Source organism: Mesorhizobium intechi, assembly GCF_002879535.1.
In the GTDB taxonomy this organism is placed as follows: Bacteria; Pseudomonadota; Alphaproteobacteria; order Rhizobiales; family Rhizobiaceae; genus Mesorhizobium; species Mesorhizobium intechi.
On sequence record NZ_PNOT02000167.1, the window covers coordinates 1 to 13,985 of the forward strand.

Consider the following 13,985-nt stretch of genomic DNA (forward strand, 5'->3'; position numbering starts at 1 on the left):
CGAGCACCCGGCACGCGCCGTCAGGCGCGCGGGCGCCGTCAAAGCTTAGGCCAAATTGCCGCTTCCCGCGGATGCGTGGATGCCATGCCTTGCGCTGCGGTATCAGGTGGCAGGGCTCAACGCTCGGTGCCCCCGCCAGGCGTGCGGGCGAGAAAGGCCCTGAACAGGAATTCTCGTTCCAGGAACGGTCGTTCCTGTTCCATAACGCGGTCGGCAGGTCGCCAGGGCCCCGTCGCTCGAGGTCCTATGCGAAGTGCGGTTACACATCCTGACGCAGCCAATAGAAAACATCCGCCGTTTTGAAGAGAAAGCCGGGATGCCTCCGTGCCAGCCGCTGATGCGAATCTGAAACTCCCCGACCTGTTCGGCGCTATCGACCGCATGCCGACGCTTTGGCACGTTGTTGGGTGCGCGAAAGTTCGAGGGTCTTTAATCGATCCACTGGCGAAGTGTTGGCAGCTACCCGACATGGGCGCTGAGACGCGCACGGCGATCGACAAGGCTTATACGGCGCAGGCTGGATGGGCGGCGTTGACTGCCAGGGACCGCAGGGACATGCTCTGGCGCTGGCATCAATTGATCATCGAGCACGCCGACGACCTCGCTGCCATCCTCACAGTTGAGATGGGCAAGCCGCTTGCCGAAGCCAAAGTCCGAGGTCTCGCATGCGGCGGCATATCTGCAATGGTAAGCCAAAGAGGCCAACCGCATCCATGGCGAGACGATCCCCCCGCCCTCGACTGACCGGGGCATGCCGGTGATCAAGCAGCCAATCGGCGTTGTTGGCACGATCACGCTATGGAATTTTCTCGGGTTCAATGGTGGCGCGCAAGATCTCTGGCGGCGGGCTGCACCGTGATCTTGAAACCTGCCGAACAGACGCCGCTTGTTGCAGGCGCAATGTGCGCGGCCGGCTTTCGCAACCGTCGTCAACCTGATCCATGCTTGCAAAGGCGATGCCGTCGGCCGCACGCTGATCAGCCGAAGAACTTGATCCACAGGCGCTTGAACCATGCGACGATGGCCTTGAGCCCCTTCGGCTGGGCGCCGCGCTTGAGAAGGCGGTCATAGGCACGGGCCGGCTTCGATCTGCTCGCGAGACATCTTGCCGGCCCAATGGATCGATGATGACTGCCTGCAGGAACTGCGCTGGATTTTCCAAAGTGCGGCGCGACCTCGCCCAATGGCTGGCCAAGTGGGAGACGCGCGCTGCCCCAAACTGTGTCAGTGGGTGGAGGACAACATCGAGGAGACGCTCACCTTCACCCGGCTGCCACGCCAGCATCACAAGCGCCTGAAGAGCACCAACATCCTGGAGCGGCTCATTCAGGAGATCAAGCGGCGCACCCATGTGGTGCGCATCTTTCCCAGCGCCGAGCGCTGCCTGCGGCTCGTCCGCGCGCTCGCCGTCGAAACACACGAAAACTGGCTGGAGGCCATGCGTCTCAACATGGAGCGCCTGGCCGAGCACAAGAAGGAGATGCTGCGCAAGCTGGAGCAGCCCAAGGCCGCAGTTACTTGAAGACGCCGCGCCTGACCCGCCAACACCGGCGACCGTGATCGCAAATTTGCAGAAGACTCTGGACAGAACTCCCAAACTGCATCAAAAAATAGTCAGAGCTAAATTATGGAAGCCGATTGAGATGGAGGAGGAGGGCTTACAAGCCTTTGTACAGCTCTCCCAAACTTTTCGATATCGATGGGTTTACCTGCGGACCGTTTGGCCATCGATTCCGATCGTTTTAGCTTCATGTCACGACGGGAATAGGCGCAGAGAGGTCTGGCCCTGGTGCAGAAATTACTGCCGGTACCACCGAAGTGAAGGAGTCGAACTGCTTTGTGTAGCGCCAAATTGCTGACGGAACGTCCGGCGCCCATTGTTGCTGCATGCCTCGATTCTTGGGGCGGTCTGGAAGACGCAATCCACCATCTCACTCCAAAGGGCAGTGGAATCTGGAACAATGTCGCTTTTGTACGCAAGACGTCCTTCACGCCGGATTGGCATATAATCTTTAACTCTCCTTCTGTTTTTGGACTTCCTGTTGATATCGAGGCGAGCCCGAACAGGACCATTTTTGCAATCGGCGAACCGCCGACGAAAGCGCATCGCGCCCTCCATCTTGGGCAGGGGGAAAATACCATCGTTCTGACGTCTGACGCAGAGCTGGTAGCTCGGCAGAATGCAGGGCGTCGATTCGTCTTGTCTCCACCTATCACTCGGTCTTGGTCTGTAAGAAAGACGTATGACCAACTTCTGCTCAGCGAAGTCGTTGACAAGCCGCGTCGGCTCTCATGGATTACCAGCAACATCGCCATGCTTAAAGGACATCGATATCGGCTGGCGTTTTTGGAACGGCTGAGAGGGGAGCTCGAGTTCGACCTGTTCGGCCGAGGTTTTCAACTGATTGGAGATAAATGGGACGCACTTGCACCTTACCGCTACAGTATAGCTTTCGAGAATACGTGCGCTGATTACTATTTTACAGAGAAGCTTATGGACTGCTTCGTTGCTGAAACAATGCCGATCTATTACGGCAGCCCGGCAATCACGCGGTTCTTTCCGCCGGACTCAATGGTTCTGATTGACCCAGAGGACAAGAACGTAATTCAAAAGATCCGAGAAATCATCGACTCGGACCTCTGGAAGGAACGTCGCGATGCAATACGAGAGGCGAAGCGGTTGGTACTTGAGAAGTACAATACATTTGCTTATCTCGCGGGCTTCATCGAAAGCGTTCAGGATAAGCCTTTGCCGCCTAAAGTTATGCACATCGGTACGCCTGCAGTCGATTTTGGGGTAGACGAATGAACTCCAAAGTTCATTCGCTTTGCGCGCCCGGCGGTTGGTGGTCTGGCAGGGTCCGTACGGAACACTCGGCGGAGAATGCCTCGAGCATCTTTGATGAACACAAGAATCGGCCGATAGGTCCTGTCTGATTCACTGTCCCGGTGATTTGCGAGGAGGTGATGATGACGAGGAGCCTAAGGGCGGACCTTCGTGGGCGCGTGATTGCGGCCACTTAAGGCGGGGTTTCGACGCGGGAGGCGACGCGTCGCTTCCCGATCGGTATTTCGACGGCCGGGAGTTGGTATCGCCGCTATCACGAGACCGGCCAGATGGAAGCGCGCAAGCAGGGCCAGCCGTCGCGTTCGAAGCTCGATGCGCATGCGGCCTTCATTCTTGGTCTCATCGAGGACGCGCCGGACATCACGCTTGCTGAGATCGGGGAGCGCCTTGCCGCCGAGCGTGGCGTGCGGGCAGCGTCGTCCACGGTCCGGCTGTACCTCGACCGGCGCGGCATCACGTTTCAAAAGAAGACGGCGCACGCCGCCGAACAGCAGCGCCCCAATGTCCTGCGCCGCCGCAGAAGCTGGTTCGATGGCCAGCTCGATCTCGACCCCGAGAGGCTGATTTTCATCGATGAGACCGCAGCATCCATAAAGATGGCGCGGTTGCGTGGCCGCAGCCTGCGCGGCGAACGATTGTCGGGCGGCCGTTCCTCACGGCCATTGGAAGACCACCACATTCACGGCCGGCCTGCGGCTGGGCGGCTTGGCGGCGCCAATGTTGCTCGACGGCCCTACGAATGGTTCTGGCTTCCTCGCCTATGCGCAGCAGGTCCGCGCACCCGAGCTTCGCCCCGGCGACATCGTGGTCATGGACAACCTGCCCGCCCACAAGATCAGCGGCGGACGCGAGGTGATCGAGAAGGTTGGCGCGGCTCCTGTTCCTGCCGCCATACTCGCCCGACTTCAACCCGATCGAGATGGCTTTCTCGAAGCTCAAGGCTCTCCTGAGAAAGGCTGCAACCCGAACCATCGACGAACTCTGGTCGGTCGTGGCCAACTGCCTCGCAGCTTTCACAGCCTAGGAATGCAGGCACTATTTCGAGGCAGACGGCAATGACCCGGAATAAGTCGAATCTGCTCTAGCTGCGCAAACGGGCCGAGACGGGCGCACGACATCGTACGCCACCCGGCTGCTGCTGATCAGGCGAACTGGGGAAGGCCGGGAATGGAATTGAGGACCTCGTCCACGAGTTCGTCGCCGGCATGTTCCTTGGCCAAGGCGATCGTCTCGTTAGCAAGGCCGGCGATATTTCCCAGGCTGAGACCCTCGTTCATCAATTGCTGGCCGAAACCCACCACGCCGCCTCCGGCGAGGACGCTGCCGCCCTCTGCGTCCTCACCATCATGCTTCGCCACTAATTCCGAAGCTCCGGGAATGGCCTCGATCATGCGCGTAGCGGGACCGTCGGCTGCCTCGCGTTGCAGGAAACCCAGCATCATGCCAACGGCCTTGTCTGCGAGAGCCGGGTCGACGCCAACATTGGTGGCGATGCGCGATACGAATTCTTCCAAGGAAGGGCACCTTTCGTTTTATTGAGGTCAGAATGATTAGCTATGTTTGTCCCGCTCAAATGGTTGAGCGCAGCGCCAGTCTACGCCTCCGCAGTCTTACGCAAAAAACCTCTCAGATATTGGTCCACCCTCTTGGCTATTTCCATGGACTTCACGTCTACAAGGCGCTGAAAAGGCACCGCAGCAATGATGGTGGTTACAAGTACAATGAGGACAGTGCTACTAGCCGCAATGGCATGCCCCCATTGGATAGTCCAGAGATAGACAAAGCACCCGAGGGAGCAAAGGATAGGGAAATGAAGAAGGTAGACCGAGAACGACAATCGACCCAGGAGTGGGAAAAAGTATGACGAGAAGGCTCGCTGAAGCGATGGAAGCGCGAGAACGCTAGCGACAAGGAAGGTTGCACCGACGCAGTGCATTGCGTCCTTCAGGGGATTAAAGTCGATTGGGGAGAGTTTGATGATCGGCTCATACAAGATGTCGTTTGAGAAGCCGCCAAGATAGATGGCAGCAAGTAAGATTGCGATCTTGGCTTTGTGAGGCCATTTCGCTGGAGAAACGCGAGTCAGAAGGACGCCGACCCCGAACGACAAGGCGAAGGGCAGGTAAGCTATATGGATCGCAAAAGAGAGAGCCGCGGCAAAAACTGTGACGAGGGCGAAGGTGAACCACCTCGCAGCGAAGGCGAACATGAAGGCTAAGTATGAACCGACGAGCTCGATGGACATCGTCCAGAGTGGTGAATTGAGTTTGTTCTTACCGAGAAATAAGGACTCATATAGGGCCTCCTTGGCGATGGTCGCGGCCGTAATTGAGCTAGGGTAATACCAGGTCAGCCAGATCGAGCCCGTGAGTGGAGCAACTTCAAGATTTCTCATCAGCCCCATGGCAAAAATGGTACCGGCAAAAACGATTGAAGCCGCGATTGGAATGCCGAGGCGGGGTATCCGTCGGATTGCCCTGGATACAAGCACCGACGCATTTCCAGTGTCAGCAAAAGACTTGGTAAGGACGAAGCCGCTTAGAACGAAGAATACACAAACCGCAAAGCTTCCGTTGATAAGCATGCTGAATGGGGGGAGAGTTAGAAGCTGAGCAGGCCATCCGATTTCTGGCCACGCTGCTTGCGCCAGCGGGTACATGGTTTTGAATATACCTGGCTCGACAGCAAAGAGGGCGTGAGACAAGAGGACGCCAACTGCAGCCAGCCCCCTCAACCCCTCTAGAGCAATAAAACGCCCAGATCCGGCCTGCCCTTCCGCCATTCCGTTCATGGATACTCTGCCCCTTATGATGCGCCGATTTCGACTTGGTCTTCCTACAAAGGCCACGCTCGTGAACGTGAGTTGGAAAACACGGGACATTGGCTTTCCTGTACGGCGCTATGCAGCATCATGACGGATGGGTAAACTTGATTGTTTGGATATAATGCATCCATGGGATGGATATGGGGGCCATGCCCACCGGCGACAGCCGGTCCTGGATCTGAAACTCGGCCTGATCGTGCGAGAGACAGTAGAGCGCCTGAAGCACCATGATCTTCAACATCATCACCGTATCAAAGGGCGGCCGTCCGCCCTTGGCGCTATCGGAGGCGGCGAAGCCGGATGGCCGAGGCCGCCTGATCCTGGCGAAGAAAAAGCGGGCTCGGTTCCCGAGCACCCGGCACGCGCCGTCAGGCGCGCGGGCGTCATGAAGTGCCGGCAGACTGCCGCTTGCCGGATGCCTGGACGCCATGCCTTGCGCTGCGGTTTTATCAGCTCGCAGGACTTAACGCCGGTGCCCCCGCGAGGCGTGCCTCTGTGCCAACCGCTTGCACCTGAAATCTGCATAGCTGTTCGGCGCCTTCGACCGCATGCCGCCACTCGGCACGCCGCCTGGCGAGCGAATTTTCGAGGTCTTGATCCATCCACTGGCGAAAGTGCTGGCGGAAACGTCCCGACATGGGATCGAGGAGACGCGCGCAGCGATCGACAAGGCGTATATGGCGCAGGCTGGATGGGCGGCCATGACCGCCCGGGAGCGCAGCGACATGCTGTGGCGCTGGCATCAGCTGATCATCGACCATGCCGACGACCTTGCTGAATCATACGGCGGAGATGGGCAAGCCGCTTGCGAGCCAGTTCGGAAGTCTCTCACGCGGCTGCGCATCTGCAGTGGTTCGCCGAAGGCCAATCGCGTCTATGGCGAGACGATCTCCCCGCCCTCGACGGGCCGGCGCATGCTGGCGGTCAAGCAGCCGACCGGCGTTGTTGGCACGATCACGCCGTGGAATTTTCTCGGCCGCGATGGTCGCGCGCAAGATCTCGCCGGTGCTGGCGGCGGGCTGCGCGGTCATCCTCAAACCTGCCGAACAGACGCCGCCTGTTGTTGCAGGCGCAATGATTGCGTTCGCGGCGGAGGCCGGCTTTCCCGAAGGCGTCGTCAACCGATCTATGCTTGCAAAGGCGATGCCATCGGCCGCAGCTGATTAGCCGAGGAACTTGATCCACAGGCGCTTGATCCATGCGAGGATGGCCCTGAGCCCCTTCGGCTGGGCGCCGCGCTTGAGAAGGCGGTCATAGGCGCGGCCGGCTTCGATCTGCTCGCGAGACATCTTGCCCGCCCAATGGATTCGGCCGCGTTTGATGATGTAATGTGAGCCGCACGGGAAGTCGTGGTTGCCGATCGACGGCCAGATCGAGGCGCCCTCGTCCTCCATGACAAGGTCATATTCGGTTGGAACGAGCGGGGTCGAAACCTCCTCGCCACACCCACAGGCGCAATTGTGGAGCGCAACGTGGCATTGGCGCGACACGTAAAGAACCCCGTCTTCCAGCTGTTCGGGAATGTCTTCGACAAAGACCGTTGTAAGACAATCCACCCGAGCCATCATGCCCCCCGGTTCGTGATATTGTTGCCCTCGATCATATATGTCGCGTTCCTTTCGTTGCGCTCATCACGATAGAAGGTCAGCCAGCGCTTCCAGCGCATGATCGCCATGATCGCGTTCAACGAATTGAGCTCGGCGGTCTGGATCTCGGTTCCGTACACATCGGCCTCTTCATCGTCGTCGCCGAACGACAGATGGGTCGTCACCTCCGCCCACGGCGAGCCGGGGGCAATGAAAGTCGCCCGTGCGCAACCGTCGAGCGTGTTGTCATCTAGTCCAAGACCAATGCCAGTGTCGACGAATGGAATGCCCAGGCGAACCAGCCCTTCGGCAATCACGCGCCGCGACGATCCCTTGTCAACACAGACGAAGACGAAGTCATAACCCGCAAATTCGTCAATATTGTCAGCCTTGACCCTGGTGGCGTGCGGCTTCACGCCCTTGTGCATGCGCGCGTAAAGCGCTGCGTAATAATCCACCTTGCGGGGAAAATTCTTCGCCAGCGCCAGTTCAGGAGCACCAGGCGAACGGAAAAGATTGTGGTTGAGAAGTTGGTCGTCATCGTAGATGTGGATTTCAGCAACGCGGGTCTTGGCGGCGAGATCGAGCAGATAGGCACCGGTGCCGCCGAGCCCGATGATCGCGATGCGGCCTCTGAGCTTGCGATTGGCGGCAACGATTCCATAGCGGGCTGACGCAGAATCGGGGATCGCGAAGGGGCTATCGTCCTCCGCACTGGCTGACGTGACGCCTGTGCGCGCGTTCGCGGTCTTGTCGTGCGACCGCGCAGCGGCGCCGAGGTGCGATTCGTAGGTGACAACCTTGTCGTAAATGTTGGCATACTGGCCAGTTCCTTCTGGCTTCGACGAGAAATAGTGGTGGACCTTGATGTCGGATCCGACCGTCGCCTCGTTGCTGTTGTGGATGATATTGGTCATCGGCGTGCCATCGCGATGGCAAGGCGTCTCTCCGGTAAACCACATGGTGTGGTCGGTTTGTGGAGTTGAGGTCAGGCCTTGGGTATCCAGCGACAGAGTGCAGACAAGCGTGCCGCGGCCAAGCGACTTGTCGCGCTTCACGTAGGGGACGCTGTGAACGAGGAGAAGAACGAGCTCGCGCATCTCGAGCTCAAACCCCTCGTCCAGCAGCCGCTTCAGATGCGGATCACGACTTATCAGATCGGCGGACATTGAAGACCATCCCGTTCTTGACTTCGATGTTCTCGCCCTCCACCAGATCACCTTCCGCGCCGTGGACACCTTTCAGGTACGTGATCGTGTACTTGAACTTCTCAAAGTTGGCGTCGGGGTAGGCGAGCAGTGCAATCTCGCGATAGCTGTGCTTTCTCCTTGGTACCGTGCGCGATCGACCGTTGACCTTGATGACCACCGTTTTCGCCTCGTGGCTGCGGATGCGCTCGACGCCCTGTCCGCCAAGAGTCACCGCGCCGTCAGCGGGAATGACCGTATCGCCGGCGCTGTCCAGGATCAGCTCGAGATCCTCGTCGATGCTGGCGTAGCGATAAATGTCGGCCGCGGAGATTGTCGCCGACCCCCACTCCCAGCCACGCTCGTTGATGGTGAAAGAAAAGGCCCTGTCGCCTGCAAATGAAAGGAACTCACAGTCGGGCATCTCCCGCAGGTCGATCGCTTCCTCAAGGCCGATCGACCGCGATGTCCTGTCCGCTATCTGGATGAGAATATAGTCGCTGGCCGGATCAAGCCCACCAAGGGCGCGGACCTCGCGACCAGAAATGATGGGGTCATTGGTAGCCACCACGCGACCATCCAGCTTGTATGTAAAGTTCGTCACGTCAGGCATCGAAGCCTCCTTGTCTCTCATTCTGCACAAAACATATATGCAATTTTTAGCCAATGTCTAGCTACTTAATAGCTATTTTATCCTCATTTTTTGATTGACAATTATGGACTTTATAGCTACATAAACAATCCTGGTTAGGGAGGCGCCTATGAAGCGCACGATGACGCTTAACTTGTCGGACGCGGAAATGAGCGTCCTTGATGCCATGTGTGAAGAAAAAGGGTTGTCCAAAACCGCGCTCGTTCGCCAGGCGCTGCGGCTCTACAAATCAGTCGACGATCGACTGGCGCGTGGCGAAAAGGTGTTTGTCGAAAGCGCGGATAAGTCAGAAAAAGTAGAGCTGATGGTTCTATGAAAGAGCTGGTCGACCGCGTCTTTCTCTTAAATCGCGCAACAGGCCGGTTCGAAGATGCAGATCTGTATCATGGCCTGGACAGCACGAATCTCGCTCATATCGAAGGACGCTGGCGACCGCTTTTTGAGCTGCGTCGCAGGGAAGCCAAGGCCTCTCTTCAGACTTTAGCGGAGGTCAATGCCGAAGACGCCCATTGGGAATGGGGCAAGAAGGCGCTGGCTGCGCTGAACGACCCGTTCCTGTTTGATTTCTTCGTGCTCGAATGTGGTGGCAGCACACAGGCCATCTTGATGACGCGCAAAGGTGGCCAAGACTGCTTCAGCCGCCATCCCGAGCATCAGCGATTGCCGCTGATCTACGTGGAGTTTCTAGCGACGGCGCCATGGAATCGACCAAAGCTGGTTGCTGAGCCGACTTACAAGGGTGCGGGGCGTGCGCTCGTTGGCACGGCCGTCAGCTTGAGCCTGGAAGAAGAGTTTGGTGGCCGGATCGGTCTGCATTCCCTTCCTGGCGCAGAAGTTTTCTACCGGGATGCGATCGGAATGACGGATCTTGGAGCGGATAGCGAAGGAGTGCATAAAGGGCTGAGATACTTCGAGCTTTCCAGCAGGGATGCTGCGACTTTCCTATCCGTGCAACACTAGCAAGAGGAGTCGACCATGAAATTACATTTCACTGCCGATTGGCTACGCAGCCATATCGAACATGATCCAGATGTCGATTGCGACGCGGGACTCCCGCTGCGCGATGCAGCTCCGCTTGAGCGTCTTATGCAGGAGAGGTCTCGTCACCAAGCAACTGCGGGGCAGCCTTCGGCTGCCTCTGAACACAAAACTGTTGTGCTGTTTAAATTGGTGCATCAGCTTCGACGCAAGGACGGATTGAGTATTGCGCAGTTGGCTGCCAAAATTCGTGTTGATGCGGCGGAATTGGAGAAGGTGGAGAAAGATCCCTGCTATGTTCCAGGCCCGCGTACCGTTCATCAGCTAGCCGAGTTCATTGGGGTTTCAGCACGTGCTGTGGAACAGCTGACCGCGGCGTCGTCTGCGCAGAACGACAATCTCACCGAAGCGGCGCATCGTTTTGCCGCGAGTTCGGACGACCTGTCGAAGCTAAGCCAGGCTGAAAGGCGCGACCTCAACGATTTCGTCAAGGTACTGGCGTCAATCGATAAGAAGAATGGATGACCATGTCCGCGATTGAGCCGATAATCGGGGACTTTGAGCGCCGAGATATCCATGAGCACATATCACGTCTGCTGCGTGATCTCGGCAATCCAGAGCCCCCGTTACGGCTCGAGCAGGTACGCGCGCTGCAAAAGCTTGACCTTACCTATTATAGCAAAGCGAATTTGAGCCTACTGGATGAGATCGCCCACCGGGCGCGAATCGCTGGCAACGAGATCACCAGCACGGCCAAGCGCATGGTCGATGTGGTCCAGCAATATGGCCTTCGTGGTATCCTGATGCTGAAGGAAGGCGACAAGCGCATCTTCATCGATGATGACGTGGCCGAGCTGAAGCGACGCTTCCTCATCGCACATGAGATTACACATGACCTTCTGCCTTGGCATCGCTCCTTGCTTCTGGGCGACAATGAGTCCACGCTGAACCCGACATTCCATCAGGCAATGGAGGCGGAAGCCAATTATGGCGGGCGCCATCTCTTGTTTCTCGGGGGAAGATTTCGTCCCGAAGCGTTGGACTGCTCATTTGAATGGAAGAGTATCGAGCAGCTTCGCAAGCGCTACGGGAACACCCTTACGACAACGCTTTGGCAAATGGTTTGCGAACGCGATCCGGACTTTCCCGCCTTCGGCGTTGTCAGCCGGCATCCCTATCACAGAGATATCTGCGAGAAGGCGGGAAATGACAACGTGGCCTATTTCCCGAGATCGAAGGCGCTTGCTGAGCACTTTCCCGGAATCACGACCGAAGTTGCCTATTCCGCGATCTGCGATCACGCAACCAGCCGCAAGCGGGGTCCGGTAGGCGAAGGCGAAAGCATCTTTTATGATGCGAACGGCGAACCTCACATATTCTGGTTGCATAGCTTCTCAAATACCTATGATTTGCTCACTTACTGCATCTACAAGAAGAAACACCAACGCATTTCCCCTGTCGGCTACAGGGCAGCCTGATTACCAACAGACGGTTATTTCAAGTGCCCGATGACAGCACAAAGGCGGCCGCTTGCGGCCCGAGGCTGCCGGAAAGCAATGCCCCGCATTCCAGCCGCTCAGTCGATCGTTGCGCTCTTTGAAGCGGACGAACTGTCGAGAGCTGTGGGATTCGGTAGCCGTATTTTGCCTTGTCGGGAGGCCTGAACGCGCTGCAGATAGCGGCCCATCAGCCGCCAAACGGTCGAGTCGATCAGTAAACCCTCGAGGACCTACCTGCCGTGGCTTTGAAAAAGGCGGATCTGACAGATGCCCGTAAGGATCGCTGCCTTCGTTGGAAACCGGGTTTTCCCCGCTTCGCCTCGCAGCCGGAGCAGGCCAGCTGCGAGATGCGGTCCGACGGATCGAAACTGCTGTCAGGGCGACCACACGAATCCGACAGCAGCCGACAGGCTGCCCGCGCCAGGGGGCGAAGCCGGTTGGCCGAGGCCGCCTGAGCCTTGCGAAGAAAAAGCGGGCTCGGTTCACGAGCACCCGGCACGCGCAGTCAGGCGCGCGGGCGCGTCAGATTTCTGCGCCGTGCGGACATCGGTTTGGGCCGGTCGGGTTCATTCAATCAGAACGAGGTCTTGATGCCGACCATCACCGTCGCCGCGGCAAAATCGCCGCCGATCCAGTCGTCTTCGCCGCCAGTCTCTGCGCCGGTCGCAATGTCATAGGTGTTGTAGTCGCCGCGAGCGGTGAACACCTTTTCGTAGGAACCGGAGACGAAGAAGCTGGTCCGCTCGTTGTACTGGTAGCCGACGCTGCCGCCGACCATCAGAACCGGCGCCAATTCGAAATCATCCTCGAAGCGCAGGTCACGCATCCAGTGATGATCGGTAGCGCCGGCCGAGAAGGTCGTGCCGCCCTTCAGCGCAAAGCCGAAGTTCCAGCGATCCTGGACATAGGTCGCATCGATGCCGGCGAAGGCGACCGGCAATTTCTGCTGGTAGCTGATGGCCTTTGCGTCTCCTGGGAAGTCGCCAACCGAATCCCGGAAGCCGGCAACGCTGTAGACATAGGAGCCGCCATAGGCAGTCCACTTGACCGAGGTGTACTTGAAAGCACCGTTGACGTTGATCAACAGCTGGTCGCTGAACTGGAAATCGTGGCCGAGCGCGACGGTTGCCGAATAGAAGTAATCAAGATCGGTGTCGGAATGGCGCGAACGGTCGCTCCAGTCGTTCCAGCCATCATTGGTCGAGAATGGCGGGATCCAGTCATAGTCTTCCATGTAGCTGTTGCCGCTGAAGGCGATCTGGCCGGAAAGCTTGGCGGTCCAGCCGGCCTCGCTGCGCGCCGTCATCTCGGCTGAAATGACCGCAGAGGTGCTTTCCCAGATAAGGTGGCTCAGCTTCGAGCCGCTGCCGGGAGCCTGATAGACCAGCTCGTTGGCCTCGATGTCGATGACGCCGACGCCGCCAACGAAAGAGAAATTGGGATTGTCGGGCGCCGGTTCGCTCGCCACCGCGTCGCTGGCCATCGCCGGCCAGGCAGCGAGCAACGCTGCCGCTCCACCAAAGACTTTCGCGTACAATTTCATATAACTACCTCATAGGAATCATCCGCCATACGCAGCGTAACCGGGTGCAAGTCGGGTGCGGTCGTCTATGCAGCGCCCCTGTAGGTGGCGAAATTGCCGCCCTCGGCTCTGTTCCTCAACACTCAAGGAAATGCCGTCAGCGTGACCCGATTGACGGCGGTTTGCCGATGCGTTCCGGGCGGCCGGCGTGACGGGAACCCTGCATTATCTGAGGCACACATTTGCGATGACGATGCTGGTACGATTGCAGCGTCAGGCAGCGACCACGCCGGACCTCAACCCGCTGAGGTCGTGCAGGTTGCTTTGAGCAGCCCATAGCAAACTTTGAGTCTAGATAATCCGACAGAGCCGAGGGCCGAGTTCCTCGAACCCGTTGCGCAGATAGAAATCGAGCGTGCGCTTCCATTTTGGTTGCCTGGGCGCTGCAAGCTCAAGTCGCTTCCAACCACGCGCACGGCCTTCCCGCGAGGCGACCTCAAGCAGATGAGGGGCAATCCCTTTGGAGCGCTTTTCGGGTCGAACATACAGCTCCGAAATATAGCCGAACTTACCTCCTGCATAGATCGCCGTGCATTCATTCAGCACCATGATGCCGACCGGCTCGTCATCTGCACTTGCGATCACTGCGACCACACTAGCGTCGGCAAGCATCATCTCCGCGCTTTGTCTCACGTCGTCGGGCGCGGGCGCTTTCCCGCCAGTGAGTTCATCGAGCAGCGCGTGAATAAAACGGACGACCGTCCCTGCGTCCGTTGCGTTGGCGCGGCGCGTAGATATGGAAGGCATATTTTCTCCTACTAGTGGTCAAAATCCCGATTCATGCTGCTATCCGCGCAGATCCGACTCACTCTTTTAAGTAACTCGGACG

At 58.2% G+C, this 13,985-nt stretch carries 13 protein-coding genes and 4 pseudogenes; 9 read left to right on the plus strand and 8 right to left on the minus strand.

What is annotated here, in order from left to right; genetic code table 11:
• Nucleotides 1–381 precede the first annotated feature (381 nt).
• The 4 genes and pseudogenes from C1D09_RS13955 to C1D09_RS13970 all read left to right on the plus strand — a co-directional run.
• Nucleotides 382–982, plus strand: a pseudogene (locus C1D09_RS13955) (aldehyde dehydrogenase family protein); the annotation flags it as partial.
• Nucleotides 983–1,183: 201 nt separating this feature from the next.
• Nucleotides 1,184–1,406 (plus strand): annotated as a pseudogene (locus C1D09_RS34335) (transposase); the annotation flags it as partial.
• Between the two features lie 446 nt (nt 1,407–1,852).
• The gene (locus tag C1D09_RS13965; protein ID WP_143974873.1) at nt 1,853–2,809 is read left to right on the plus strand and encodes a glycosyltransferase family 10 domain-containing protein; all 957 of its coding nucleotides are present in this window, start codon (nt 1,853–1,855) and stop codon (nt 2,807–2,809) included.
• A 161-nt stretch (nt 2,810–2,970) separates the two neighbouring features.
• Nucleotides 2,971–3,872: pseudogene (locus C1D09_RS13970) on the plus strand (IS630 family transposase).
• A gap of 118 nt (nt 3,873–3,990) precedes the next feature.
• On the opposite strand, the gene C1D09_RS13975 reads toward C1D09_RS13970, so the two are convergent.
• The 3 genes and pseudogenes from C1D09_RS13975 to C1D09_RS13985 form a co-directional block, all read right to left on the minus strand.
• Complete coding sequence (locus C1D09_RS13975) at nt 3,991–4,362, minus strand: hypothetical protein (RefSeq protein ID WP_143974874.1); 372 nt, start codon at nt 4,360–4,362, stop codon at nt 3,991–3,993.
• A gap of 80 nt (nt 4,363–4,442) precedes the next feature.
• A complete protein-coding gene (locus tag C1D09_RS13980) occupies nt 4,443–5,729 on the minus strand; it encodes an acyltransferase family protein (RefSeq protein WP_143974875.1) in 1,287 nt (428 codons plus the stop codon).
• 103 nt (nt 5,730–5,832) lie between these two features.
• Nucleotides 5,833–5,949 (minus strand): annotated as a pseudogene (locus C1D09_RS13985) (transposase); the annotation flags it as partial.
• Between the two features lie 271 nt (nt 5,950–6,220).
• Here C1D09_RS13985 and C1D09_RS34340 point away from each other — a divergent pair.
• Nucleotides 6,221–6,835: an aldehyde dehydrogenase family protein gene (locus C1D09_RS34340; RefSeq protein ID WP_425463419.1), complete on the plus strand. Its 615-nt coding sequence runs from the start codon at nt 6,221–6,223 to the stop codon at nt 6,833–6,835.
• On the opposite strand, the gene C1D09_RS13995 is transcribed toward C1D09_RS34340, so the two are convergent.
• The 3 genes from C1D09_RS13995 to C1D09_RS14005 are packed head-to-tail and all read right to left on the minus strand — an operon-like array spanning nt 6,836 to nt 9,058.
• Nucleotides 6,836–7,240: a ubiquitination-like system serine protease family protein gene (locus C1D09_RS13995; protein WP_143974876.1), complete on the minus strand. Its 405-nt coding sequence runs from the start codon at nt 7,238–7,240 to the stop codon at nt 6,836–6,838.
• Nucleotides 7,237–8,427 carry a ThiF family adenylyltransferase gene (locus C1D09_RS14000; RefSeq protein WP_143974877.1) on the minus strand — a complete coding sequence of 397 codons (1,191 nt, stop codon included), beginning with the start codon at nt 8,425–8,427 and terminating at the stop codon, nt 7,237–7,239. Before C1D09_RS14000 ends, C1D09_RS13995 begins: the two co-directional genes overlap by 4 nt.
• Entirely contained in the window at nt 8,402–9,058 is a 657-nt protein-coding gene (locus tag C1D09_RS14005; RefSeq protein ID WP_246135737.1) for a multiubiquitin domain-containing protein, read from the minus strand. Before C1D09_RS14005 ends, C1D09_RS14000 begins: the two co-directional genes overlap by 26 nt.
• A gap of 148 nt (nt 9,059–9,206) precedes the next feature.
• Between C1D09_RS14005 and C1D09_RS14010 the strand changes: the two genes are divergently transcribed.
• From C1D09_RS14010 to C1D09_RS14025, 4 genes are read left to right on the plus strand one after another with little or no spacing between them, the layout of a single operon-like run.
• On the plus strand, nt 9,207–9,413 hold the full coding sequence (locus C1D09_RS14010; RefSeq protein WP_143974879.1) for a ribbon-helix-helix protein, CopG family: 207 nt from the start codon (nt 9,207–9,209) through the stop codon (nt 9,411–9,413).
• Nucleotides 9,410–10,057, plus strand: a complete 648-nt coding sequence (locus C1D09_RS14015; protein ID WP_143974880.1) for a hypothetical protein — start codon at nt 9,410–9,412, stop codon at nt 10,055–10,057. Before C1D09_RS14010 ends, C1D09_RS14015 begins: the two co-directional genes overlap by 4 nt.
• Nucleotides 10,058–10,072: 15 nt before the next feature.
• Nucleotides 10,073–10,600: a helix-turn-helix domain-containing protein gene (locus tag C1D09_RS14020; protein WP_143974881.1), complete on the plus strand. Its 528-nt coding sequence runs from the start codon at nt 10,073–10,075 to the stop codon at nt 10,598–10,600.
• Nucleotides 10,597–11,553, plus strand: a complete 957-nt coding sequence (locus C1D09_RS14025) for an ImmA/IrrE family metallo-endopeptidase (protein WP_143974882.1) — start codon at nt 10,597–10,599, stop codon at nt 11,551–11,553. The genes C1D09_RS14020 and C1D09_RS14025 overlap by 4 nt, the downstream gene beginning before the upstream one ends.
• A gap of 595 nt (nt 11,554–12,148) precedes the next feature.
• On the opposite strand, the gene C1D09_RS14030 is transcribed toward C1D09_RS14025, so the two are convergent.
• The gene (locus tag C1D09_RS14030) at nt 12,149–13,117 is read right to left on the minus strand and encodes an omptin family outer membrane protease (protein WP_143974883.1); all 969 of its coding nucleotides are present in this window, start codon (nt 13,115–13,117) and stop codon (nt 12,149–12,151) included.
• A 330-nt stretch (nt 13,118–13,447) separates the two neighbouring features.
• Nucleotides 13,448–13,903 carry a GNAT family N-acetyltransferase gene (locus tag C1D09_RS14040; protein WP_143974884.1) on the minus strand — a complete coding sequence of 152 codons (456 nt, stop codon included), beginning with the start codon at nt 13,901–13,903 and terminating at the stop codon, nt 13,448–13,450.
• Nucleotides 13,904–13,985 lie beyond the last annotated feature (82 nt).